This is a genomic window from Methylocaldum gracile (assembly GCF_053646815.1).
In genome coordinates this window covers 1,276,393-1,297,870 of the sequence record NZ_CM132196.1, presented here as the reverse complement: position 1 = coordinate 1,297,870, position 21,478 = coordinate 1,276,393, and the positions used below count along the sequence as shown (strand labels likewise).

The window sequence follows — 21,478 nt, the reverse complement described above, 5'->3', positions numbered from 1 at the left end:
CCATATAATAACTTTATGACTCGAAAAAGCACTCTCTTCGACATGACGCCTCTCTCCCAAATCAGCTATATCGATTCGCCCAGCCAACTCCAAGATTTCTGCCGCGCCGTCAAGAACTCTCCATGGCTCGCCGTGGACACCGAGTTCCTGCGCGAGAAAACCTACTTTCCCAAATTCTGCCTGCTCCAGATCGCGACCGCCGACAAGGTCGCCTGCATCGATCCGCTCGCGCTCGAATCCTTGGAGCCGGTAGCGGATTTACTGTTCGATCCGGCCATCACCAAGGTTTTTCATGCCGGGCGACAGGATTTGGAAATCTTCTTTCATTTGTGGGGACGTTTGCCGACACCGATCTTCGATACCCAGATCGCGGCTCCCCTGATCGGCTTGCCCGAACAAATCAGCTATGCCGGACTGATTTCGGAACTGCTCGGAATAACCTTGGGCAAAGGACATGCGCGCACCGACTGGTCGCTCCGGCCCCTGGCCGATGCGCAATTGCGCTATGCGGCCGACGACGTCATCCATCTCGGAACCGCTTACCTGAAACTGTGCCAGCGACTGGAAGCCTTGGGCCGCCTGGACTGGCCGGAAGGCGATTTCGGCGCCCTGCTCGATCCGAAGCTTTACGAGAATGCGTCCGATCAAGCCTGGCAGCGTATCAGCGGACATTATCAGCTGAATGCGTCCCAGCTCGCCGTGCTGCAGGCGCTCGCGGCCTGGCGCGAGGACAACGCGCGCCAGCAGGATATTCCACGCAGTTGGCTGGTCAAGGACGAGGTTTTGTTCGATCTCGCACGGCTTCAGCCGACGAATGCCGACAAGTTCAAGCTGATCCGGGGACTGGAGGAACGGACGCTCAAGCGTTACGGCAGCCAATTGTGCCGGATCATCGACGAGGCGAAACATCGTCCGCCGCCGGCGGTTTCTCTCAGGCCGCGGCAGGCCAAAAAGACGCCCGAACAGGAAGCGCTGCTCGACGTATTGACCGCCGTAGTGCGTCTTCGGGCCGCCCAGCACACCCTGAACCCGGCTGTACTCGCAGGCCGCAAGGACCTGGAACAACTGATGGATGACCCGGAGCAATCGAAACTGCTTCAGGGCTGGCGCAAGGCGATGGCCGGAGCGGAACTGGAAGCGCTCCTTCAGGGCGAACGGCAACTCAGAGTGATCAACGGCCGTTTACGGATGGAACCGCATGGATGACGCCCGCTATCCCGAACTGATCTCGGCGCTGCGGAACCCCGCCGCCTACGATCATCCCACGGAAGCCATCGAAATCCGGGAGACCCATATCTCCTGGGTTTTGCTGACCGCTCCACACGCCTACAAAATCAAGAAGCCGGTGGATTTCGGCTTCCTCGACTTCACCACCCTGGACAAGCGCCGCCGGTTTTGCGAAGAGGAACTCCGCCTCAATCGCCGGCTCGCGCCGGACTTGTATCTGGCCGTCGTCCCCATCGCCGGAGATCCCCGAAATCCGCGAATCGGCGGCAGCGGCACCCCCATCGAATTCGCCATCAAGATGCGCCGCTTCGACGAAGCGGCACTATTCGATCGTCTGTGTCAGGACGATCGCCTGTCGGCCGAACACATGGACAAACTGGCCGAGACGCTGGCCCGATTCCACGCGAGCGTAAATCGCAGCACCATCGAAGACGCCCACGGACTCCCGGAACACATCTACGACGCCGCCGAACATAATTTCACCCACATCGAGCCCTTGCAGGACGATCCGGTCGACGTCGCCAAGCTGGAAGCCGTGCGCGCCTGGACCTCCGAGGCGTATTCGCGCTGCCGGGAGACCATGCTCGCCCGAAAAGCCGCCGGCTTCGTTCGCGAATGCCACGGCGACCTCCACCTCGGCAACATCGTGCTCATCGGCGACGAGCCCACGCCGTTCGACTGCATCGAATTCAGCGAAGACTTGCGCTGGATCGATGTCATGAGCGAGCTGGCCTTTTTGGTCATGGATCTGGAAGTCAAAGGCAAGCGGGATTTGGCTTTCCGGCTTCTAAACCGCTACCTGGAAGTTACCGGAGACTACCGTGGTCTCTCGCTCTTCCATTATTACCGCGTCTACCGCGCCATGGTTCGGGCCAAGATCGCCCAACTGACCCGCGCCTCTACCGGCGACACCGCGAAGCAGCAGGAGTTATTGGACCTGTACCGGCGCTATCTCGATTACGCATCCGGCCTCATCCGGCCTCAAAAACCGGCATTGCTCATCACCCACGGTTTTTCCGGCAGCGGCAAATCCCACATCGCGGGCCAACTCGCCGAACGCCTCCCGGCCATACGCCTGCGCTCCGATTTGGAACGAAAACGCCTGGCCGGCTTCGCTGAACACGCCAACACCGCATCGACCCTCGACGCCGGCATCTACACCGCCGACATGACGCGCAGAACCTATAGCTATCTGCTGGATACCGCCGAAGAGATCCTGAAATCCGGCCTCTCCGTCATCGTCGACGCCACGTTCCTAAAACACGAGCAGCGTGAAAGCCAACGAATACTGGCCGAACGGCTCGGCGCATCATTCCTGATCCTCGACTGCCAGGCACCGATAGCTACCTTAAAAAGCCGCATCGAATCCCGCGCCCTGCTGGGCCGCGACCCCTCTGAAGCCGATCTGTCGGTACTAGACCGTCAGCTTGCGGCGCATGATGAATTAACCGAAGAAGAGCAGCGCGATGCGCTGATGATCGAGACCAGCGGAGCGGTTTCTGTTGACGAACTTCTCAAGAAGATCGGCCTGAGTACGGACAAGTCGTCCGGTTAAGGTCTTTTTGACGAAACAGGATGGTTCGATTGGAAGCGACAGACAAGAGCTGACCGTGTCGCCCCGCCTACCTCCCTGTCATCCGAGTAAAGCAGGGTGCATCTGCTATTCTATTTCGGGTGCATTCGAAGGGCTTATTTGACTCATTTGCAAACTATTCGCGAGTAGCCTTCAAGCTTATATACCTCAGAGGCCCAAAGCTTTTTGACATTTTAGATTTTCTATTCGTAGTTAACCAACAAGGAGTAATAAGTGGCATCGCCGTTATCAGATTTAGATGAGCTTATTCTTAAATGTAGGGATGAAAGAGCCAAAAGCTACATCAAAGAATCTGTTTCGTGTTATAAATCTGGTGCATTTAGATCTGCTATTGTTTCCACATGGATAGCCGTATCCTTTGACATTATTGACAAACTGAAAGAACTATCTCTTGCAGGCGACAAAGAAGCGGAAAAACAACTCGAAGAATTTGAAAAGGCGAGAAAAGCAGGTGACATAGCGAAGTCCTTAAAATTCGAAAGAGACATATTGGCAATAGCGAGAGATAAGCTTGAACTAATATCGCATGTCGAATTTATTGATCTAGACCGATTACAGCAGGACAGAAACCGCTGCGCCCACCCTTCGATGACGTCGGACGGTGAGATATTCAATCCATCGGCAGAGTTAGTGAGAATGCATATTCGCTCTGCGGTTGAATACTTGCTTCAGTTTCCTCCCGCGCAAGGCAAGTATGCTCTTGAGAGCTTAATTAACGAGGTTAGGTCCGAGTACTTTCCGACGGATGTAAATAAAGCAGTTACTGCTTTCGAAAATAGCCCGCTTTTCAAAGCAAGAGAAAGTCTAGTAAGAAATTTTGTCATAGTTCTTTTGAAAAAGCTATTAAATGAAGTGAGTGACTATAAGGAAGAGCTACGTATCTCTTCAGCACTCAATGCTGTTGAGATGGTGCACAAAGAAATCTATTATGCCACGTTAGAAGACAAGCTCTCAAATCTGATTAAAGCCCTTGATGATTCACAGCTTTATAGAATATTTAGTACGCTCCGTAGACTACCTGAAAGCTGGAGGTTTTTATCCCAAGATATAAGGCAAAAGTTAGATGCCTACGTCGAAAACCTGCCTAAAGAAAAGCTCGAAGAACTAGATTTCTTGCTTACTCATACCGGCTTATCTTCATCTGCTAACAAACGAATTCAAAAAGCAAATCGAGCAGAATTAAGTAACACCTTGTTCTTTGACTTGCCAAAGCCAGTAGGAGACAGAATCGTAAATCTGTACGTGGAATCCGGGTCTTTTGATCAGGCAAATAGTTTTTCATCCACGGTCACGAGGTATGCATCAGACTTCTCGAGAGAACAGGTTGAAAGAGTCATTCGAGCTTGCGGAGAAAACTACGAAATCAAAAATAGTTTTGAGGTGGGTACTGTTATTAATGCAATGAGAAAAAACAAACATGTAACTGACGCCGAAATTGACTTGTGGCTCATTGACGTTGGGTTGAGAGAATACGCCAAATCAGAGATCACAGGCCCATAGGATGCGCTAAGGTACGAAGTCCGTATGGCCCGTGTAGGGCGGAATAGCGTACTTGCGTATTCCGCCGCATGGGAATCTCCATTCGGTGCATTACGCTAAACCTAATGCGCCCTACACGAGCTAACCCGCTACGATGCTTCTGGTTGCCAGGGATCGATCAACTTAATTTCCGTTATTTCCTGGAAGTCTTTCAGGTTTCTGGTTGCCAATACCAAACTGTGGTTCACGGCAATTGCCGCGATTTGCGCGTCTTCAACCGTAATTGGGCGACCGATGCGGGTACGATGTGCCACAAGTGTCGCGTAATGTCCGGCGGCGCGTTCGTCAAAAGGGAGGACGGCTCCTGCAAAGTCTTCGGTAAACATTGCATGTGCCGCATTTGCGAGCGCATCCCGGCGTCTGCCTTTGGGCAGCAAGGTTATGCCCAATTCGATTTCGGCCTGGGTGATGGCGCTGGTAAAGATGTCGCCCCGTGATTGCCTGTCCAGCCAGCCGAGCGAAGGGGTCAGGCTTTTGTTGTTTACTTTCGATTCCAACACGCCCCGACTATTCCACCCCGTATCCCCCGACGGTTCGCAATCCCAGGTGCTCGACAAACGGAATGAAGTCCCGATCGGAAAACAGCTGGGCGTGTCCCTTTTCGATGCGGAATGTAGCGATGATGACGTCGGCGGTTTTGCGGGTGGTGATGCCCCGTTTTCTGAGTGCCCGATAATTCTCCACGTTTTTGTGCGCCTGTTCGGTGCCGAGCAAGTCATAAACGGTTAGCGACATCAGCAACCGTTTAGCCGTTCGGAAATGCCATCCTGGCGAAATCCTTGCAAGACCTCGGTTGGATCAAGTCGCCGATCGCCAGCGGTTCCACGCCGAGCAGTTCGTCGAGTATGGCAGTTTGGGGCGTGTCGATGCCGTTGAAGGAGGGCACACCGGGGTCAGATCTCACATTCCAACATTTCAGCACTATGGGATGGTCGGACACCGACTTCAGGGGCGCTATAAGGCGATATTGGTTCAGAAGGACACCTACTTGATACGGGTTGGCTGCTCAGCCAGTTTGGGCGGGAACGCAAGAGCGCGATCAAGTCCTGCCGTCGATTCGTAATGGACGGCAGAGGGCTGCCCAGTCCACTGGATCAGACCCACCATCAATTGCTATTGGGCGATAATGCGTTCGTCGAGCGATACCGGCAGAACAAAAGCCCGAAGAACTCCGGGCTCCAAAGCGCATCGGCGGTTTATCGCCCTGCCCCTTGACGACTATCGGCAACGCTATCCGGACAGGAATGAGGCATTGGCGCGGGCCTATCTATCCGGCGCTTACACTATGTCGGAGATCGGCACTCATCCAGGCGTTCACTGTAGGAAGCTCTGAACAAGTGGATTCCGTTCATGCCCTTCGACTTAGCTCAGGACAGGCCTGTCGACGGACTTAATCAGAGCTTCCTTAACTGGATTCAGGAGAAAACCGGTATCGATGCGGCCAGCGAGGTCCACTCCTCTCGGGGGCTCCTCGTTCACGTCTTCGGTCGCCTAGCGGCCGCCATCTTCTTATTGAACGTCTTACCGCAAAGCGCTTAATTTGCATTAAAGCGCGACCCGCCGGGACGCTGGCCGTTTACAGGTATTGCTTTACATTCGGCTCCGGCGCTTTGCTCAGGTTCTGTTGTCCGGTGCGCCGCTTAGCTAGACGTTGGGCATCTTGCAGCGGTGTCCTCGCGCCATTGACATTATGTAGCCGAGCGGCTACGGTTAGCCCATGATCGAAATCCGCAAGACAGACGTCTTCGCTCAGTGGCTCGATGGCCTGCGAGACATCCAAGCGAGAGCGCGTGTTCAAGCCAGAATTGAACGGCTCGCCGCCGGTAACTCTGGCGACGTTGAGCCCGTCGGCGAAGGTGTGTCGGAGTTGCGGATTAACTACGGTCCCGGTTACCGGGTCTATTTCAAAAAGCGGGGGCGAGAGCTCATCATTCTCTTGGCCGGTGGTGATAAGAGCACCCAAGCCAAGGACATCAAGGCCGCATTGCGTCTCGCTCGTAATCTTTCGGAGTAATTGCTATGGCCAAGACTACTACCACTCGCTATGACGTTGCTGAACACCTCAGAACCCCAGAGGAAATGGCCGCCTACCTTGAAGCTTGTCTGCAAGAAGCGAACGGAGACGCCGCCTTCATCGCAAAGGCCCTTGGCGACATCGCCCGCGCCAAAGGTATGGCGCAAGTTGCTCGGGATGCGGGACTTTCTCGGGAAAGCCTCTACAAGGCTCTCTCCGGCGAACGTAGCCCAGGTTTCGATACCATCCTCAAGGTCATTAGCGCCCTCGGGCTTAAGCTCCATGCCGAAGCCAACCATAGTTGAAAAGGTATCCAACCCATCGTTCGGGCAGTGAAAGGGTTAGGCTTTTGTTATTTGCTTCCGACTTCAATACGCCCCAGCTATTCGGCCCCGTATCTCCCGACCGTTCGCAATCCCAAGTGCTCGACAAACGAAACGAAATCTCGATCGGAAAACAGCAGGGCGTGTCCGTTTATCTATGCAAAATGTAGCGATGATGACGTCGGCGGTTTTGCGAATGGTGATGCCCCGTTTTTTGAGTACCTGTTCGGTGCCGAGCAACTCATAAACGGTTAGCGACATCAGCAGCCGCTTAGCCGTTCGGAAATCGCCATCTTTGCGGAAGCCCTGCAAGACCTCGGTTAGAATCAAGCCGCCGATGGCCAGCGGTTCCACGCCGAGCAGTTCGTCGAGTATGGCGGTTTGGGGCGTGTCGCTGCCGTTGAAGTAATCGATCCAGACGCTGGAATCGACCACGATCATCCGTCGGTTCTCATGGCGTCAAGGTCGCCTTCCCATTTGAGCTTTCCTTTGAACGCTTTGATCTGTTCCTGTTTTTCAAGCGGACGAGTGTCGTGAATCCAAGCTCTACCACCTCCCGTTTGGTTTTAAGGCCGGTGGATTTCAGAGCTTCGTTCATTAGCTCGTCATCGATGACGATATTGGTTCGCATGCCTTATTCCGATGTGTGTCAACTAGGGTCATTTTACACATCCCAAAGCTGCCCAATTCGGCAGGCAAGCCAAAGATGTGGGATAGGCATCTATCGCGGTCAGTCTTCACATTCCAACATTTAAAGAACCGTTCTCGTCGGGATCACCGTCTAGACCATTTTCATACCTGCTGTACGGGCACTCGCGAGTAGGTCGGGAATCCTTTCCAATCGCAAACGGTCGCTTTAGTCGCGACCCTTCCAATCGCAAACGGCCGTCCTGGGAGCGCCAGGACGCCCCTTCCAATCGCAAACGGCCGTCCTGGGATGACCGTTTGCGATTGGAGCGCCGAAGCCGCCCTTCCCGACGGTGCACAGTTGGGCCAACGTTTTCGTCGGCAAAGGATTGCCGACCTACAAATGCTGAGCCCGTTGAAATCACCGTCTATCGCCTGCCAAGGCCAGCCTTGATATCTATCCCGAGAGAGAAGGCACTCGGCGCGTCAGCCGTATAGTCGGGCGTGATCGGCACGATGGTGATGTACCCTCGCGTATACCACGTGGTGTCGGCGCCGGGCACCTCGGGCGTTTCGTCGGGGACAATCTTCGTGATCCCGCCCCGGAGCGTGGTTCCGACCGGTACATCGGCGCAGGGCTCACGACAGCCGATGTTGATGGTGACCGTATCGGCGCCATAGCTCACCACCAGATCGTCCGCAAAGGTGACCGTGCGACCCTGCCGTGTAACGACGACGCCGGCGGGCTCGGGTAACGGCGGGTAGTTGATGTTGAGACCTATCCCCCGTGGCAGCAGGCCCTTTTCGCCCTCCAGAGAGCCGGCCTTGCGTTCGAGGCGGGCAATGACGGCAACGAGAAAGTCCGCCACCTGCGCGAAATGGGCCTCGTTCGCTGTCTTGCAATCCGGTGTGGACTCGCCGCACAACGGATCGGTGCTGATCGCGATGGCGGGGACAGCGCCGTTGAGCATGGGGGATAGCGCGGCAATGGCGGCACCGACCGTACCCGAAAACTGGGTGGCGGCGCCGATATTGGCGCCCACGTTGATGCCGGACACCAGCAAGTCGGGCAACCGGCCGGTGCTTTGCCGGGCGATGTCGATGGCAACGAGCGCGCTGGTCGCCGGTTCGGCTCCTTCCGCCCCGTCGCCGATCGCAACGGAATACTCGAGCGCGCCCTCGTCGTCGCGTCGCTTGGTAATCCGGAGGTCAGTCAGGTTGATCGCCGCACTGCTGCCGCTTTGCTCATTGAGCGGGCCGGCGAGGATCACGGTGTGACCGGCGGCCGCCAGCGCCCGCTTGGCGGCTTGGATCCCGATAGCATCCCAGCCGTCGTCGTCGCTGAGGGCGATCGTGAGTGCCCGGACGCCGGGCGAGGATACGAGCAACAAGGCGGCGAATGCCGCGGCGACGATGCCTCGGTGCTTGAGGAAGCTCTGATCAAGTGGATTCCGTTCGTGGCTCGACAAGCCTGTCCTGAGCCTGTCGAAGGACTTAATCAGAGCTTCCTTGAGGTCGTTGGGACGCATGGTTTACCTCCGTGTATGGGCATCTTGCAGCCACAAGCGTCCACGGGGCCTTTCTGCGTTTCCGCGGGCGCTCGCAGCGGCACACTTCCTCAGCGGCTCGACGGCCGTGCCTTGCCATCGAAGATGATGACCAATGGTGTCAGCGTCTGCCTGGAATCGGCGCCGCGGGCCGTACCCGGAACAACGTAGTTCCGCTCGATGAACGCGACTGTCTCGCCTTTCGGAATCATCTCCTCCGTGATTTCAAAGCAGTGGGAGAGCCCCGAGCAGTCGCGCGCGAAGTACTGGACGTAAAACCGGTCGGTGTTGTCGACCGTTCCAGAAAACGCCGACGCGCTCCCCGCGAGATCTTCGTCGAAAACGTTCCCGATGCCCTGGAGAACCGACGAACGATTGAGTGCGATGGCCGAGTACGTCGCGTTTCCCGTAGCCGTTTTGAGAGTCCCCACGACGGCCAGCACCTGGCCCGAATCGATGCTCGAACGAGGACTGAGCCGCCAGTCTTCGTCCTGGTTATCGCCGAGGCAGTTCATGGGGCGTTCGAGGCAGTGTTGCCCGACGAGATCCACGGTCAGTTCCAGAGCCTGGAACGGCTGTTCGGGGGCGGAAGTCTGCCCCCAGTGCTTCTTGACCGCCTCGATCAGAGCCGCAAAGTCACTTTGGAGCCCCAGCTCGGAGCGGGCGGTCCGCTCATCGTAATCGGGTTTGGGATAGGGTTCGGTCGGACGCGCCGTGTTCGTGTCCCTCACCCGGAGCACGGCCAGGGGAAGCTGCCGACGCCACTCATCACCCGCCTCCTCGTCCTCCGGACGCGTATAGCGGATCGTGATCCACAGGTCGTCCGCCTCGGGCCCGAGCCCTGCTCGGAAAATCTCCGTTGACACGGGGGTAGTAAACACCTGATTGCGATCGGGGACGCCCGCCCGCAGGAGCGCCTCGGTCACTTCCCGCTCCATCACCGCGTCCGGCGTGACGATGAAGAAGCGCTGCTGGTTAAAGGCCGCGCCGGACTGCCGCTCGATGACGACGTTATTAATGCTGTTGCCGAAGGTCGCGGACATCACCGAGCGGGAAGGGTTCGGCGACGGGGCGAAGAGCAGTTCCCCCAGGAAGGGGTCTGTGACCGACTGGAAGACTATATTCGCGGGGTCGATGCGCCCTTCGCGCGTGAAAACGTAGGTGTGCATCCCGAAGTATTTCGCGGGCGGCGGAAGCTGCGCCAGCACGACCAGCGCCTCGCGCTCATCGAGGCGGTATGTCCACCAGGTGTCGTCCGGCGTCGGCCCGAGCAGATCCTTGATGTGTTCGTCCACGAACTCGTCCGGCCAGAGCGGAACGGCGGGAATAACGTACGGTGACGCCGGATTGTTCCCGAGGCAGTTTCCAATCACGGCGATCGTGAACTGGCAATCCTCGATCGTGAACAGGTCCCAGAAGCCGCGTGTGACCTCGTAGCCTTTCGCCTCGAGGTCGGCTTGAAGATTCTGGACCTTCCGCTCCAGCGACTCGGGGAGCTGATTGTCGTTGCTCGAACCGTTGTTCCAGCCGTTCGCCGCGGACGCAAATCCGATCATCGCCGCGAGCGTGAAGTAAAGCGTGTGGGTTCTCATAAGTCCTCCTGACCGACCATCCTGTTGTCCTTAAGGAAGCTCGGATTAAGTCCTTCGACAGGCCTGTCCTGAGCCTGTCGAAGGGTCATGAACGGAATCCGCTTGCTCAGAGGCCCCTTTAACGGCTCGACGGCCGTTTCGCCCCGTCGAAGACGATGAGCGTCGGGTTCACGAGCTGCTTGGGGTCAGGACCTCGGGTCGACCCCGGCACGACGTAGTTCCGCTGAATGATTTTGATTGCGTCGCCTGGGGGGACCATTTCCTCGGTGATTTCGCGGCAATTCGGAAGGTTCCCGCAGTCGCGTGCGAAGTAGTAGACGTAGAGCTTGTCGGTGTTGCCGACCGTCTCCGAGAAGGCGGACGCGCTCCCCTTGAGATCGGGATCCGAGACGTTCGTGACGCCCACCAGAGCCGGGATCCGGTTGGGCGCCAGACTCGTGTACGTGGCGTTGCCGGTGGCGGTGCCGAGGGTGCCCGCGACGGCGAGGACTTCGCCCGAGTCGATGCTCTCCGTCGGGCTGATCTGGTAGTCTGCGTCCTGGGTATCGCCGAGGCAGTTCATGGGGCGCCGGACGCAATGCTCGCCGATAAGGTCCACCTTGAGCAGCAGGCTTTCGAACGGCCCGTCCTTGGCGTCGGGCTGTCCCCAGTGCTGCTTGACCGCCTCGACCAGATTCTCGACATTACCCTCGAACCCGAGCTCGGACTTGGCGATCCTCTCGTCCCGGACAGGTTTTGGGTAGGGCTCGGTCGGACGCGCCGTGTTCGTGTCCCTCACGCGGAGAATGGCGAGCGGGCGCTTCTGGCGCCACTCATCGCCGGCCGCCTCGTCTTCCGGCAGCGAATAACGCATCACGGTCATCAGGTCGTCCGCCTTTGAGCCGAACCCCAGCCGGCCGAGGTCCGTCGACACGGGCTCGACGAACACCTGGTTGCGATCCGGTACGCCCGCCCGCAGCAGCGCCTCGGTGAGCGCACGCTCCATCACCGCGTCCGGTGTGATGATGAAGAAGCGCTGCTGGTTGAACGCCGCGTCGGATTGCCGCTCGATGACGACGTTGTTGTTGCTGTTGCCGATGCTGGAGAACACCAGCGCACGGGACGGATTCGGCGACATCATGAAGAGGATGCTCTGCATGAAAGGATCATCGGCCACGGACTGGTAGATTTCATCCGTGGTGTCGATCTCCCCTTCGCGCGTAAAGATGTACGTCTGTATCCCGAAGTACCTTCCGGGCGGCGGAAGCTGCGCCAGCACGACCAGCGCCTCGCGCTGGTCAAGCCGGTACGTCCACCAGGTGTCGCCCGGCGTCGGCCCGAGCAAGTCCCTCATGTTCTGGTCCACGAACTCGTCCGGCCAGAGCGGAACGGAAGGGATGAGATAGGGCGCCGCCGGGTTGTTGCCGAGGCAGTTTCCGATGGTCTCGAGCGCGAACTTGCAGTCTTCGATCCTGAACAGGTTCCAGGCTCCCCGAGCGACCTCGTAGCCTTTCGCCTCCAGGTCGGTCCGGAGATTCCGGACCTTCTGCTCCAGCGACTCGGGGAGCTGATTGTCGTTACTCGATCCGTTGTTCTCACTGTTCGCCGCGGACGCAAATGCAATCATCGCCGCGAACGCGAAGCAAAGCATGTGGGTTCTCATGAGTCCTCCTGACCGACCTAGTGTCCTGAGTGAAACGAATGCGGGAAAGCGCCCCATGTTGCGGAAATGGATCAGAGCAGAAGCGCCTTGCATCAAAAAATTTTCATGCCGTCATAATCTGCTAGATTGCAAGGCTCGGCATTTGTTCCGCTTCCATGGATGAGGTCGGGTCTTGCAATCATGCCTCGACCTGACAAAAACGGAGGACTGCGTCAGTTCTTTACGTCATAGCCGAGATACACGGGCTAACAGGCAATGCCGTTACGTTAAGCCGAAGAACGCCCCCCGGCACGGAACCGTTTATGCGATTGGAATGCCGGGGTCCAGAGGACATGGATGGCAGCGCACCAATCGCGAATGATGCGCTTCACCTTCGTTCAGCACATCCTACGAGCCCGTAGGATGCGCTGAGGTACGACAAATCGGCAGGAAAGCCGATTTGCACGCAAAGCGCCCGAAGGGGACGGCACATGAACGTGCCGTATGACAAATTGGCCGGAAAGCCGATTTATACGGCGGAGCCGCCCGCAGGTCATGCGCACAGCCCGGCGTCCCGCCGGCGTCGTCATAACGACTTCAGATACTCGACTAGATCGCGTTTTTCCTGATTGCTCAGTCCTAAATCGAAGCGCGCGTCGTAACTGTCCACCACGTCCAGCAAGGTTTTGAACCGACCGTCGTGGTAAAAACGCCCTTTGTTCTCCGGACGCATGAAAAGGCCGCGTTCACGCACGAAAATCCCGGCCAGGTTCATCGTCTTGTAAGCGTCTCCGGGAGCACGATTCGCCTGAAAACCGTCGATCCTCATCTCGTCGGGTGTATGCAGATTCCAGCCCGGCTCGGTCCACAGCGGCTCGACATGGCAACTCCCGCACTTGGCTTTGCCGCCGAACAGTTCGCTCCCCCGTTCGGCCGCCCCAGCATCGAAGTCCACGCCGGCTTTCGGCTTGGGTGCGGGCAGAGCCAGCTGAAAGAAATGGAGCGCCGGCAGCTTGGGAGTAACCTGATCCTCTTTCGGATCGACGGATATGTGGCCGAATTCTTTCGCGGCAGCGATCGGAAACTTATCGGCGTCATCCAGCCGGGGATCGAAGAAGGTACCGACCCCGCGCAGTTCCAATACCGCCACGAATGCATTCCAGTAGGTCACCGTACCCCAGTCGCCGGTCCAGGCGTGCTGATTGTAGCCGGCGAGCCCAAAGGCGTCGGGAATGAGCGTGGCAGCCGGCTTGCCTTCCGGGGTGAACGCCTTGCCGTCGAGGAGGAGTTGCGCATCGAACTTGCCGGGTCCCCAACTCTGTAGCACGTCGCGGACTTGGGAGTCGGTAATGTCGGGGTGAACGATTCTCAGCAAATCGACGATCGGTTGCAGGTTCGGAGCGAGGGCGATGATGGCCCCGACGTTGAGATCGTGATTCGCCCAGCCGTCCAAGCGCTCGCCGACGCCCGGAGCGAGCGAGTCATTCACGGTGGAGTGACAAAGGGCGCAGGTGAGACCCACGGATTTGAGCGAACCGTCGGAATTGAACGTGCCTTTGACGCCCAATACGGCGTCCTGCTTGATCAGGGCCAGCGTAACCGCGACGTCGCTCAAATCGACCGCCCCCTGCTCGAGTTGCTGGACGACTGATCCCGGCAGCGCCTCTACGTCGACCTTTAGCCCCAAGTCCAGGGCTTGTTGCGGTGTCAGTCCATTACCGATTCCGCCGAAGCGTTCCCCTTCGATGGCTTTATGCAATTGAAGCGCATCACTCCAGAATTGCTCGTCGCCAAAACTATCGAAGCGAAAAATTTCCCGTCCTTGGGTAACCATCTGCGCGGCATTTTGGACAATTCGGTCGCGCTCCAATTGGGAAGCCGTGTTGGCCTCTGTTGATTTGCCGGTTCTGTGGGAATCATTGGCAAACGCCGCCAAGCTGAGCAAAAACCCCGCAAGTGACAGAAATAACGGGGTGATTGTCCGGGTGATAAGGCTGACTCTATCCATAAGTCTTTCCTCACTATTCCAGTATGAGTTTCCTGCTCATGAACGGGGCGGGCGTTTGTTATCGCTTCGGCACGAGGAGCGATTTTCGACAAACGCCCCTGGCTCTCGTGAAACGCTTAAGTAGCGAACCCGATGCCGCCATGGGTTTAGAGCGGGGGAGGCAGAAAAGCCCGATTACCCGATTCGGGCCTGTATAAAAGGAGACTCGGAATAAGTCGATTTTGTTCACAACTAGACACGCCCGGCACAAACGGCAGCGACGCCTGACCATCCGCCCGGCCCTGTCGCGAAGTTTCGAGGGCCGCCGGGATAGGCACCCTGTCGTGATCGAAAGGTTGGCGGATTGATGCAATACCGATCGGGAGTGTACGGATTGATGTGCGAACGCTTCTTATGGCGAGCGGGGCATGGCACGGGATTGATTCACGACAAGCGACCGATCGCTTGAAGAGATGCGCACCAAGACCTTCGAGAAACTCAAGGGGAAGGGGCCGCTTGTCATTTATGGCCGATGTATAGCCATCGCATGACCGTGCTCAGCCAGCGACAGGCCGCTTGTGCCCCGCATCGCCTCAATGCCAGCCGCCGTAGCGTTTTGTCGGATCGCCGCGGAAGCCGGAGGTGGTCTTGTCTTCCTCGGGAACGGTACTGCTCATCATCGCGGCCGCCATCAGGTTTTTCCGGGTATAGCCGCCCAGCGACTTGGCTTTTTCGGCGATGGCCGTGGCCTTGGGATTGATGTTGTATTGGCTCTCGAACGAGTCCACGATGGCCACTATGAGCGGCTCCGATCCTTCACGATACGCTTTCAGCAGGATCGGCAATGCGGTGCCGGCCGGAATGACGATGGAAAAGCGGTTGCTGCCTTCCAAGGATGTTTCCGCAATGGTGTTGCCTTTTTCGTCGGTGGCCACCACTTTTCCTTGGATGACGGGTTCCTTCTCGTCGTTTACCGTACCTCGCAGGGTCTGCTCTTTTTCGAATTTCTGCTCTTCCTGGAATTTTTGCGGCAGCCCCTGGAACATTTCAGCGGGTTTGTCCGACTCCCCGCATCCCGCTAGGAACACCGCCCCCGCAAGCACAATTGACGCGGTTTTGGGAAGTCTCTTCATCTTTGAAACCAGTTCATGCACAGCCATGGAAACCTCGGATCTTGCATGTGAATGAATAGAGCTATTGCTCGGACAGCTCAATCGGAATGGCATTTTTCAACCAGTCTCTAGTTTTATCTCATTAATCAAACGGTTGCGTGACTCGTCCGACGACATGAATCGGCATTAGATTCAGAGGCCATAGCATACACCAGAATCCATAGCAAACGAGTCAGGAATTCATTCGCCTGCCCGGCTGAGTACGTCTTGGCGTCTTTGGAATCCCCGTCTTCGCAAAAGGGCCCACCCAGTCTCCCACCTGGTTTTCCGTTTAGCGCACTACGCTAAAGCCAATGCGTCCTATACGAATCGTCGCAGGCGCTGGATAGTGCTCCCTATCCGGCGACTCATTGTTTCCGAAAATGATTCGATACGGCTGCAGGCCTTGAAATTGCGGTGTTCGAGCCTCTGCACGGTGAATCCCGCGAAATTTTCCGGCGCGCCTTCCTGTTTCCAAGAATCTGGGCAATGGCGAAAATGGAAAACATCAATATTTGTTCTTTGGGGATCCCTCAGCATGGACATCATTCTGGACGGGCCGAGTCAACCGCCGCTTTCCTGCGGAAAACCCAAGTACCTCGTGGTCCTGCTGCATGGTGCGGCATCGAATGGCGATGAGATCATCGAACTGGCGCTTGATTGGGCTCCCACCTTGAACAAAGCGGAATTCCTGGCGCCCAACGCACCCTGGCTTAGCGATGGGGAAAGCAATCGGCGCCAGTGGACTTGCCCGACCGACAACGCTCAACACTCGGGCGCTGGGCTGGACGAAGCCGCTGAACGTCTTCAGGTGTTTCTCGACGCTGTCCTCGCCAAACGGCGGCTGGAAGACAGCCAGCTCGCGTTGGTCGGTTTTGCCCAAGGCGCGGCTCTCGCGCTTCGCGCCGGCCTGACGCGGGCCAAGCCGCCGGGCGCCATCGTCGCTGTCGCCGGCGGCATCGATGAAGACCCTATCGAGCGCAATATGATTCGATCCAGTCCGCCGGTGTTATTAGTTGAGGCGGATGTGGAGGTCGGCGCCAGCGCGGTGGGCTTGGATCAGGCCCAGCACCAATTGGCCAAGTGGGGAATCCCTATACAAAGGTTGGCCAAACCCGGAAGTTATCACGGCCTCGACGATGACGGGGTGAGCACCATTGCCGATTACCTTCACCGAGCCTTGGTCAAGCCTAGCGCCGACTAGGCGCATATATCGATCTGCTCTTGGGATGGTAGCTCAAAGGATCTCGCGCCTCAGACTCCATGCGACTCGGCCTGCTAACAATGCAGCTGGTAAGCCTAAGGAGCCCCGAATCCATGACAGCCGAGAACCGGTAAGCACATGGGCCACCTCACTGCTTGTGTACTGGCGCGACGTAGCACGGGCATTCACTTTTGATTAATCAAAAAGCCAGGAGATTCAACGTGTCGCAATCGCAATCCGTAATCCTTAACCGCTCCGACGTGCCCACGCGCGAAGCGCTTCAGGAGGCCATCAAGGGGCTCAAGTTCCAGCTCTCCGTCGATGAGTCCTACGCTCCGTTCGAAAGCTCTGGCTATTTGCCCTGTACCATCAACGGCGAAGACAGTGGAGTCAATATCCGTTTCGATGCTTTGGAGCCTTATCTGGCCCGATTCCCCAACCTGCAGGCGCAGGCCGGCCAGCGCGACACCCTAATCACCTTGCGCTCGGAAGGCGATCCCCGTGAGGACGTGTGCGTGCTTATGATCGCAGCCGCCTTGGCGCAGAACTTTGATGCCATCGTCCATAGTCCGAAGAAGGATGTACTATCCCCTGCGGAGAAGCTTATCAGTCAGGCGCGCAGCCAGTTCGCCGATCTCGATTAGTCGAGTCGGCCTTCAAACCTGGTAACGGAACCTGCCGGCGGCTCACGACCAGAGGCGCCCATCGATCATGACGTGCGCCTTCGCGCCGGCTGAACTTCGATATCGACGGTGTAGAAAACACTAAACTCGAAAAGCCACGGCATGAAAAATCGGTCGATAGCGGACTTAATTTGGCGTGAAAATGAGACTTTTCCACAGCTTCGTCAGGCATTTACAGGAGAGGCGGCATTGAATCTGAGAATCGCAACAGACGAGGACGTCTCTCAGCTGTCTCGTCTCCTTGAGATCCTGTTCGCGCAAGAAGAAGAATTCACGCCCAATGTCGCGCTGCAGGAGGCCGGTTTAAGAACGATCATCTCAAACCCTCAGGTTGGAGAGATCATGCTTGCAGAAGCGGACGGCAAGATCATTGGGATGGTGAGTCTCCTCTATACCGTCTCAACGGCGCTCGGGTGGCGATTTTGGAAGACATGATCGTTGATCCCATCAAGAGAGGCGACGGGGTTGGCAGCAAGCTGCTTGAGTATGCGTTGCAGATTTCCCGCGAACGAGGATGTGCACGAATCACGCTCCTAACGGACGCCGGCAATCTCGGCGCTCAAAGATTCTACGAGCGGTTCGGCTTTACCAAATCGACGATGATCCCCTTGCGGCGCTCGCAACAATGCGATTGGCTGAAGTCCGAACCATGAATCTCGACGCCTACAACGCCATCGCCGAGTCATGGGACCGAGCGCGCAATGCCTTTCCTGATTAGCGACGAAGTTCAGTACAGGCTCACATAGTGAGCCGCTAGGGTCCTTAGACTATGGGCATCTATCACAAGCGGGGTGTCCCATGCCTATGAACCGGGTGCAATTTCAAAAGGGTTTGTCGTTGGCCGAGTTTCTGACGCAATACGGCAGTGAAGCGCAGTGCGAAGCGGCACTGGAGGCCCTGCGCTGGCCGGACGGTTTCCGCTGTCCGGTCTGCGGCGGCGCGCGCCACACGGTGTTCGAACGGACCGGGCGGAAATACTGGCAATGCGGACACTGCCGGAGCCAAACGACGCTGATCGCCGGGACGATCTTCCAAGCGACCAAGCTGCCGCTGACCACCTGGTTTCTGGCCATGTATCTCCTGACCCAGGCCAAGAACAATGTCTCGGCACTGGAACTGATGCGCCATCTCGGGGTGTGTTATCGCACGGCATGGCTGGTGAAGCACAAGTTGATCCAGGTGATGGCGGAACGGGAAACGGATCGGCAGCTGGCCGGGCGGGTCGAGATCGACGATGCCTACCTGGGCGGTGAGCGGCCGGGGAAACCGGGGCGTGGCTCCGAAAACAAGTTGGCCTTTGTGATGGCGGTACAAACCACGGACGACGGGCGTCCGTTATTCCTGCGCGTCGATCCCCTGCCGTTCACGCAGCAGGCTATCGCGGTCTGGGCCAAACGCGCCTTGGCCCCGTCGACCTACGCACTCACCGATGGCCTGAGCGGGTTTCGGAGGCTGCACCAGGTCGTCGCTTGCCATCATCGCCTGATCCTGGGCTCTGGGCGGCAGTCGGCGCAACATCCGGAGTTCCATTGGGTAAATACGCTGTTGAGCAACCTGAAGACAGCCATTTCCGGCACCTATCACGCGTTCAAATTCGAGAAATACGCCCAGCGGTACCTGGCCGAGTTCCAATACCGCTTCAATCGGCGTTTCAATCTCAAAACCCTGCTTCAACGGCTGGCGCGCGCCGCGGCGTTCGCTAAGCCTCGACCCGAGTGGCAAATTCGCTTGGCTGAAGTTCATCGCTAATCAGGATGCCTTTTATGGCCGAGAGAAGGCGTACCTGGACACGTTTCTCGACGGTATGACAGCACGCTCCCATATTTTGGATCTGGGTTGCGGCACTGGACGCCCAATGGCCGAGTACATTTTGAACCAGGGGCATAAGGTCACCGGTATCGATCAGGCATTCCAACTACTCGATCGCGCCAGAACGCGCATGCCGTCAGGGACTTGGATCGAATCGACGATCGAGGGATTCGAGACCGACGATCGTTTCGCCGGCGTTGTCTGTTGGGACGCCCTCTTCCACATTCCGCGCGAGCGTCACCCGGCTATCCTGGCCCGCATTGCCAAAATGCTTATCCCGAAAGGCCGACTGATGTTGACCGTGGGAGGGTCGAAGCACCAGCACCCGGCGTTCACGGATACGATGTTCGGCGAGACGTTCTTCTACGACTCGTTTCCTCCGGAGAAGGTAATGTCTATGCTCGGCGAGCTGGGTTTCAGGCCACTCGTCGCCGAGTTCATGAACGAACCAAGCTCCGGCCGGGACAAGGGCCGCTACGCTATCGTCGCACACATCGCTTAACGTCTCGATACGGCTGCCGTTTCCGGTTTGCCAGGGAGTAGACGCCCATACAAACGCGTCGAAAAACCCTCGACTCGAAAATTCAGCTTTTCGATCATCGACGAACCACAGACCCTAAGCTGTTCAAACCTTGGGGGATTCTAAGCCCGTTAGGGCGGCAAATTAATGATTGATTTAAAGGATTTACCCGATCGATGGCGCCCACTTTTTCGAGCCTGACTCATACTCATCAGGGGCAGGAAGCAGGGACTGTGTTACTCCAAAAACGATTAGTGAGATCGTTCGGATCCGGCCGGCCATCGTTTGCCGAAAAATTGATTATGATGCCGGAAAGACAAGGGATAGGGAGATCAGCGGCAATTTCCCCATCGGCATTGGCCGTCGTCGTCCAATAATACTCGGAGATTTCGTCTTGGCCGATGCGCACCCCGCGGATAGTCGTCTGTGTATTGGGGAGGAAGCCCGAGCCCGTTACGTGGAAGGCCGTTTCCAGGCCGGCTCCGGTGGTCGAGACGCCGAGGTTGGGCTCCGGTTGGGACGGCGGCGGCGGAGATGGTGACTGCGGCGGTGGTGGTGGAGGTGGGGCCGCGGGAGGAGGCGCTTCGGAGGGTTGCCAAGCCCATAACGTGCCGTCGGCCTTTACGGCCCAATGATCAAGATACCTTCCAGCGGAGATGCTGCTAAACCCTTCCCCTGGGATCTTTTGATAACCGATTCCATCGGTTGTAAACCAGACAGTCCCATCGGCAGCGACGAGCCAGGCTGTGCCATCATGGCTGACCGAGACATCTTCCCATTGCATTTCGCTGCCGATTCCCTCGGCAGGAAACCAGGCTTCATCGGGCGTCCCCACGTTGCCGCGCCACCAAAGAGCACCGTAGTTCGCTATACCCCACATTTGACTACGGTTGTTGCCGGCGAGTCGCTTAAAGCCGATCAAGGCACTTCGGTCCTCGAAATCGATACCGTTCCTCGTCATCCAGACAGACCCATCGGCGCGCGCGACCCATACGGTTCCATTAAACACCGTGACGTCCACCAATGGCCCGGCCAAGTTCTGCGGTACCTGCTTCCACGTTTCATCATTGCGCCGATGCCACAAAAAGCCGCTAGAAGTGATGCACCATACCGTGCCGTCGTACGCCACATCCACGCGTGCAAGTCCGCCGGGGCTTGCGACTTGACCGGCGATTCGGGGGGGCCAGGGGCCGCCGCCATGCCGCCAGAGGGTTCCGTCCTTGGCGATGAGCCAGACATCTGTTGCACCTGTATCCAGTTGCTTGGCGACGTCGCGCAGCTGAGGAAAAGAAACTTGCCCTGACTCGGTGGTGTCGATCACGGACCTCGGATACCAAACCCGTTCGTCAACTGCTCTTACGGTGCCGAGGAGCACGGTCAGCACTAAAACGGCCAAGACACTGACAAGCTTGATTGTCCGCTTTGAAGGTGCTGGCATATCCGTGCCTTCTCCCGTGGTTATCGTGACGGGGCTCTAGTGATAAGGTCGGGGTTTGGGTTCGCGGTCATACTTCCCTATGACCGGCCTCCCGAAAAAAGTTCATAAGAGGCTCTATTTACGGGAGTTGATCGATGACGGTTCAGACGTACGATCTTGTTTATCCGATGCTAGCACTGTTCTGCTGGACGTTTCTGATCATGCTCAGGAATGTACAGGTCAGAGTCCGGGCGGTTTTGAAGGGAGAGCTTACAAACGAATACTTCGAACTCTTCCGCGGCCCCGAACCTCCGGAAGAGGTATTGAAGACCGGGAACAATCTGAGAAATCTCTCAGAGTTTCCACCCTTGTTCTATGTCGCCGCCCTCGCAATTATGGTAACAGCGCGTACAGACGCTGTTTTCATTGCTCTCGCGTGGAGCTACGTAGCATTAAGGATCGGGCACAGCATGGTGCACCTGACGTTCAACAAAGTTCCCGTCCGCTTCTTTTTATTCATCCTGAGCAATGCCGTTCTGCTCGTAATATGGATACGGCTCGGTGTTCTGGTGTGAAAAGGAACGAAGTCCCAATCGGAAAACGGCAGAGCGTCCATGCGTCAA

At 57.3% G+C, this 21,478-nt stretch carries 23 protein-coding genes; 12 read left to right on the top strand and 11 right to left on the bottom strand.

Annotated elements, in window-relative coordinates:
• Positions 1–15: 15 nt before the first annotated feature.
• The 3 genes from rnd (at position 16) to ACWJJK_RS05790 (ending at position 4,321) form a co-directional block, all read left to right on the top strand.
• Positions 16–1,206: a ribonuclease D gene (gene rnd, locus ACWJJK_RS05800; protein WP_240502406.1), complete on the top strand. Its 1,191-nt coding sequence runs from the start codon at positions 16–18 to the stop codon at positions 1,204–1,206.
• Positions 1,199–2,782 (top strand): bifunctional aminoglycoside phosphotransferase/ATP-binding protein, encoded by a 1,584-nt coding sequence (locus ACWJJK_RS05795; RefSeq protein WP_156880382.1) that lies wholly within the window; start codon positions 1,199–1,201, stop codon positions 2,780–2,782. Before rnd ends, ACWJJK_RS05795 begins: the two co-directional genes overlap by 8 nt.
• Positions 2,783–3,034: 252 nt before the next feature.
• Complete coding sequence (locus ACWJJK_RS05790) at positions 3,035–4,321, top strand: hypothetical protein (RefSeq protein ID WP_454128743.1); 1,287 nt, start codon at positions 3,035–3,037, stop codon at positions 4,319–4,321.
• A 128-nt stretch (positions 4,322–4,449) separates the two neighbouring features.
• Here ACWJJK_RS05790 and ACWJJK_RS05785 read toward each other — a convergent pair whose 3' ends face one another.
• Genes ACWJJK_RS05785 through ACWJJK_RS05775 form a run of 3 tightly spaced genes read right to left on the bottom strand, consistent with a single transcriptional unit; the run spans position 4,450 to position 5,264 of the window.
• Positions 4,450–4,860, bottom strand: a complete 411-nt coding sequence (locus tag ACWJJK_RS05785; RefSeq protein ID WP_454128742.1) for a PIN domain-containing protein — start codon at positions 4,858–4,860, stop codon at positions 4,450–4,452.
• Positions 4,861–4,867: 7 nt separating this feature from the next.
• Positions 4,868–5,095 carry a PIN domain-containing protein gene (locus tag ACWJJK_RS05780; protein ID WP_119631954.1) on the bottom strand — a complete coding sequence of 76 codons (228 nt, stop codon included), beginning with the start codon at positions 5,093–5,095 and terminating at the stop codon, positions 4,868–4,870.
• A gap of 10 nt (positions 5,096–5,105) precedes the next feature.
• Positions 5,106–5,264, bottom strand: coding sequence for a PIN domain-containing protein (locus ACWJJK_RS05775; RefSeq protein ID WP_240506981.1), 159 nt, complete (start codon positions 5,262–5,264; stop codon positions 5,106–5,108).
• 813 nt (positions 5,265–6,077) lie between these two features.
• Between ACWJJK_RS05775 and ACWJJK_RS05770 the strand changes: the two genes are divergently transcribed.
• Both ACWJJK_RS05770 and ACWJJK_RS05765 read left to right on the top strand, forming a co-directional pair.
• Complete coding sequence (locus ACWJJK_RS05770; protein WP_077728826.1) at positions 6,078–6,374, top strand: type II toxin-antitoxin system RelE/ParE family toxin; 297 nt, start codon at positions 6,078–6,080, stop codon at positions 6,372–6,374.
• 5 nt (positions 6,375–6,379) lie between these two features.
• Positions 6,380–6,679, top strand: a complete 300-nt coding sequence (locus ACWJJK_RS05765) for an addiction module antidote protein (protein ID WP_077728825.1) — start codon at positions 6,380–6,382, stop codon at positions 6,677–6,679.
• 63 nt (positions 6,680–6,742) lie between these two features.
• Here the strand turns inward: ACWJJK_RS05765 and vapC are convergent, their stop codons facing one another.
• The 7 genes from vapC to ACWJJK_RS05730 all read right to left on the bottom strand — a co-directional run bounded on the left by vapC (position 6,743) and on the right by ACWJJK_RS05730 (position 15,231).
• Complete coding sequence (gene vapC, locus ACWJJK_RS05760) at positions 6,743–7,138, bottom strand: type II toxin-antitoxin system VapC family toxin (protein WP_240506980.1); 396 nt, start codon at positions 7,136–7,138, stop codon at positions 6,743–6,745.
• 10 nt (positions 7,139–7,148) lie between these two features.
• Positions 7,149–7,328, bottom strand: a complete 180-nt coding sequence (locus ACWJJK_RS05755) for a type II toxin-antitoxin system VapB family antitoxin (protein WP_454128741.1) — start codon at positions 7,326–7,328, stop codon at positions 7,149–7,151.
• Positions 7,329–7,752: 424 nt separating this feature from the next.
• Entirely contained in the window at positions 7,753–8,853 is a 1,101-nt protein-coding gene (surE, locus tag ACWJJK_RS05750) for a 5'/3'-nucleotidase SurE (protein ID WP_156880378.1), read from the bottom strand.
• 89 nt (positions 8,854–8,942) lie between these two features.
• A complete protein-coding gene (locus tag ACWJJK_RS05745) occupies positions 8,943–10,463 on the bottom strand; it encodes a hypothetical protein (protein ID WP_077728823.1) in 1,521 nt (506 codons plus the stop codon).
• Between the two features lie 118 nt (positions 10,464–10,581).
• Complete coding sequence (locus ACWJJK_RS05740) at positions 10,582–12,105, bottom strand: hypothetical protein (protein ID WP_139841086.1); 1,524 nt, start codon at positions 12,103–12,105, stop codon at positions 10,582–10,584.
• 565 nt (positions 12,106–12,670) lie between these two features.
• Positions 12,671–14,092, bottom strand: a complete 1,422-nt coding sequence (locus ACWJJK_RS05735; RefSeq protein WP_086134343.1) for a cytochrome c family protein — start codon at positions 14,090–14,092, stop codon at positions 12,671–12,673.
• Positions 14,093–14,664: 572 nt separating this feature from the next.
• Entirely contained in the window at positions 14,665–15,231 is a 567-nt protein-coding gene (locus ACWJJK_RS05730) for a hypothetical protein (protein WP_454128740.1), read from the bottom strand.
• 529 nt (positions 15,232–15,760) lie between these two features.
• Between ACWJJK_RS05730 and ACWJJK_RS05725 the strand changes: the two genes are divergently transcribed.
• The 6 genes from ACWJJK_RS05725 to ACWJJK_RS05700 all read left to right on the top strand — a co-directional run bounded on the left by ACWJJK_RS05725 (position 15,761) and on the right by ACWJJK_RS05700 (position 19,420).
• Entirely contained in the window at positions 15,761–16,426 is a 666-nt protein-coding gene (locus ACWJJK_RS05725; protein ID WP_454128739.1) for an alpha/beta hydrolase, read from the top strand.
• A gap of 221 nt (positions 16,427–16,647) precedes the next feature.
• On the top strand, positions 16,648–17,070 hold the full coding sequence (locus ACWJJK_RS05720; RefSeq protein ID WP_156880374.1) for a hypothetical protein: 423 nt from the start codon (positions 16,648–16,650) through the stop codon (positions 17,068–17,070).
• A 141-nt stretch (positions 17,071–17,211) separates the two neighbouring features.
• Positions 17,212–17,544, top strand: coding sequence for a hypothetical protein (locus tag ACWJJK_RS05715; RefSeq protein ID WP_454128738.1), 333 nt, complete (start codon positions 17,212–17,214; stop codon positions 17,542–17,544).
• Positions 17,541–17,762: a GNAT family N-acetyltransferase gene (locus ACWJJK_RS05710; protein WP_454129033.1), complete on the top strand. Its 222-nt coding sequence runs from the start codon at positions 17,541–17,543 to the stop codon at positions 17,760–17,762. Before ACWJJK_RS05715 ends, ACWJJK_RS05710 begins: the two co-directional genes overlap by 4 nt.
• Positions 17,763–17,907: 145 nt before the next feature.
• Positions 17,908–18,858 (top strand): IS1595 family transposase, encoded by a 951-nt coding sequence (locus ACWJJK_RS05705; RefSeq protein WP_086134595.1) that lies wholly within the window; start codon positions 17,908–17,910, stop codon positions 18,856–18,858.
• Positions 18,859–18,913: 55 nt separating this feature from the next.
• Positions 18,914–19,420: a class I SAM-dependent methyltransferase gene (locus ACWJJK_RS05700; RefSeq protein WP_454128737.1), complete on the top strand. Its 507-nt coding sequence runs from the start codon at positions 18,914–18,916 to the stop codon at positions 19,418–19,420.
• Positions 19,421–19,649: 229 nt separating this feature from the next.
• Here ACWJJK_RS05700 and ACWJJK_RS05695 read toward each other — a convergent pair whose 3' ends face one another.
• Positions 19,650–20,876: a tectonin domain-containing protein gene (locus ACWJJK_RS05695; RefSeq protein ID WP_454128736.1), complete on the bottom strand. Its 1,227-nt coding sequence runs from the start codon at positions 20,874–20,876 to the stop codon at positions 19,650–19,652.
• A gap of 134 nt (positions 20,877–21,010) precedes the next feature.
• On the opposite strand from ACWJJK_RS05695, the gene ACWJJK_RS05690 reads away from it, so the two are divergent.
• The gene (locus ACWJJK_RS05690) at positions 21,011–21,430 is read left to right on the top strand and encodes an MAPEG family protein (protein WP_454128735.1); all 420 of its coding nucleotides are present in this window, start codon (positions 21,011–21,013) and stop codon (positions 21,428–21,430) included.
• The last annotated feature ends 48 nt before the right edge of the window (positions 21,431–21,478 follow it).

What these genes read in the sequence shown, in the direction of transcription:
- ACWJJK_RS05740 (WP_139841086.1), bottom strand. Translation starts at nt 12,105, where the DNA reads ATGAGAACCCACATGCTTTGCTTCGCGTTCGCGGCGATGATTGCATTT.
- ACWJJK_RS05735 (WP_086134343.1), bottom strand. Translation starts at nt 14,092, where the DNA reads ATGGATAGAGTCAGCCTTATCACCCGGACAATCACCCCGTTATTTCTG.
- ACWJJK_RS05745 (WP_077728823.1), bottom strand. Translation starts at nt 10,463, where the DNA reads ATGAGAACCCACACGCTTTACTTCACGCTCGCGGCGATGATCGGATTT.
- ACWJJK_RS05715 (WP_454128738.1), top strand. Translation starts at nt 17,212, where the DNA reads ATGAAAAATCGGTCGATAGCGGACTTAATTTGGCGTGAAAATGAGACT.
- vapC (WP_240506980.1), bottom strand. Translation starts at nt 7,138, where the DNA reads ATGATCGTGGTCGATTCCAGCGTCTGGATCGATTACTTCAACGGCAGC.
- surE (WP_156880378.1), bottom strand. Translation starts at nt 8,853, where the DNA reads ATGCGTCCCAACGACCTCAAGGAAGCTCTGATTAAGTCCTTCGACAGG.
- ACWJJK_RS05705 (WP_086134595.1), top strand. Translation starts at nt 17,908, where the DNA reads ATGCCTATGAACCGGGTGCAATTTCAAAAGGGTTTGTCGTTGGCCGAG.
- ACWJJK_RS05780 (WP_119631954.1), bottom strand. Translation starts at nt 5,095, where the DNA reads ATGTCGCTAACCGTTTATGACTTGCTCGGCACCGAACAGGCGCACAAA.
- ACWJJK_RS05795 (WP_156880382.1), top strand. Translation starts at nt 1,199, where the DNA reads ATGGATGACGCCCGCTATCCCGAACTGATCTCGGCGCTGCGGAACCCC.
- ACWJJK_RS05690 (WP_454128735.1), top strand. Translation starts at nt 21,011, where the DNA reads ATGACGGTTCAGACGTACGATCTTGTTTATCCGATGCTAGCACTGTTC.
- ACWJJK_RS05765 (WP_077728825.1), top strand. Translation starts at nt 6,380, where the DNA reads ATGGCCAAGACTACTACCACTCGCTATGACGTTGCTGAACACCTCAGA.
- ACWJJK_RS05755 (WP_454128741.1), bottom strand. Translation starts at nt 7,328, where the DNA reads ATGCGAACCAATATCGTCATCGATGACGAGCTAATGAACGAAGCTCTG.
- ACWJJK_RS05770 (WP_077728826.1), top strand. Translation starts at nt 6,078, where the DNA reads ATGATCGAAATCCGCAAGACAGACGTCTTCGCTCAGTGGCTCGATGGC.
- ACWJJK_RS05695 (WP_454128736.1), bottom strand. Translation starts at nt 20,876, where the DNA reads ATGCCAGCACCTTCAAAGCGGACAATCAAGCTTGTCAGTGTCTTGGCC.
- ACWJJK_RS05710 (WP_454129033.1), top strand. Translation starts at nt 17,541, where the DNA reads ATGATCGTTGATCCCATCAAGAGAGGCGACGGGGTTGGCAGCAAGCTG.
- ACWJJK_RS05700 (WP_454128737.1), top strand. Translation starts at nt 18,914, where the DNA reads ATGACAGCACGCTCCCATATTTTGGATCTGGGTTGCGGCACTGGACGC.
- ACWJJK_RS05730 (WP_454128740.1), bottom strand. Translation starts at nt 15,231, where the DNA reads ATGGCTGTGCATGAACTGGTTTCAAAGATGAAGAGACTTCCCAAAACC.
- ACWJJK_RS05725 (WP_454128739.1), top strand. Translation starts at nt 15,761, where the DNA reads ATGGACATCATTCTGGACGGGCCGAGTCAACCGCCGCTTTCCTGCGGA.
- rnd (WP_240502406.1), top strand. Translation starts at nt 16, where the DNA reads ATGACTCGAAAAAGCACTCTCTTCGACATGACGCCTCTCTCCCAAATC.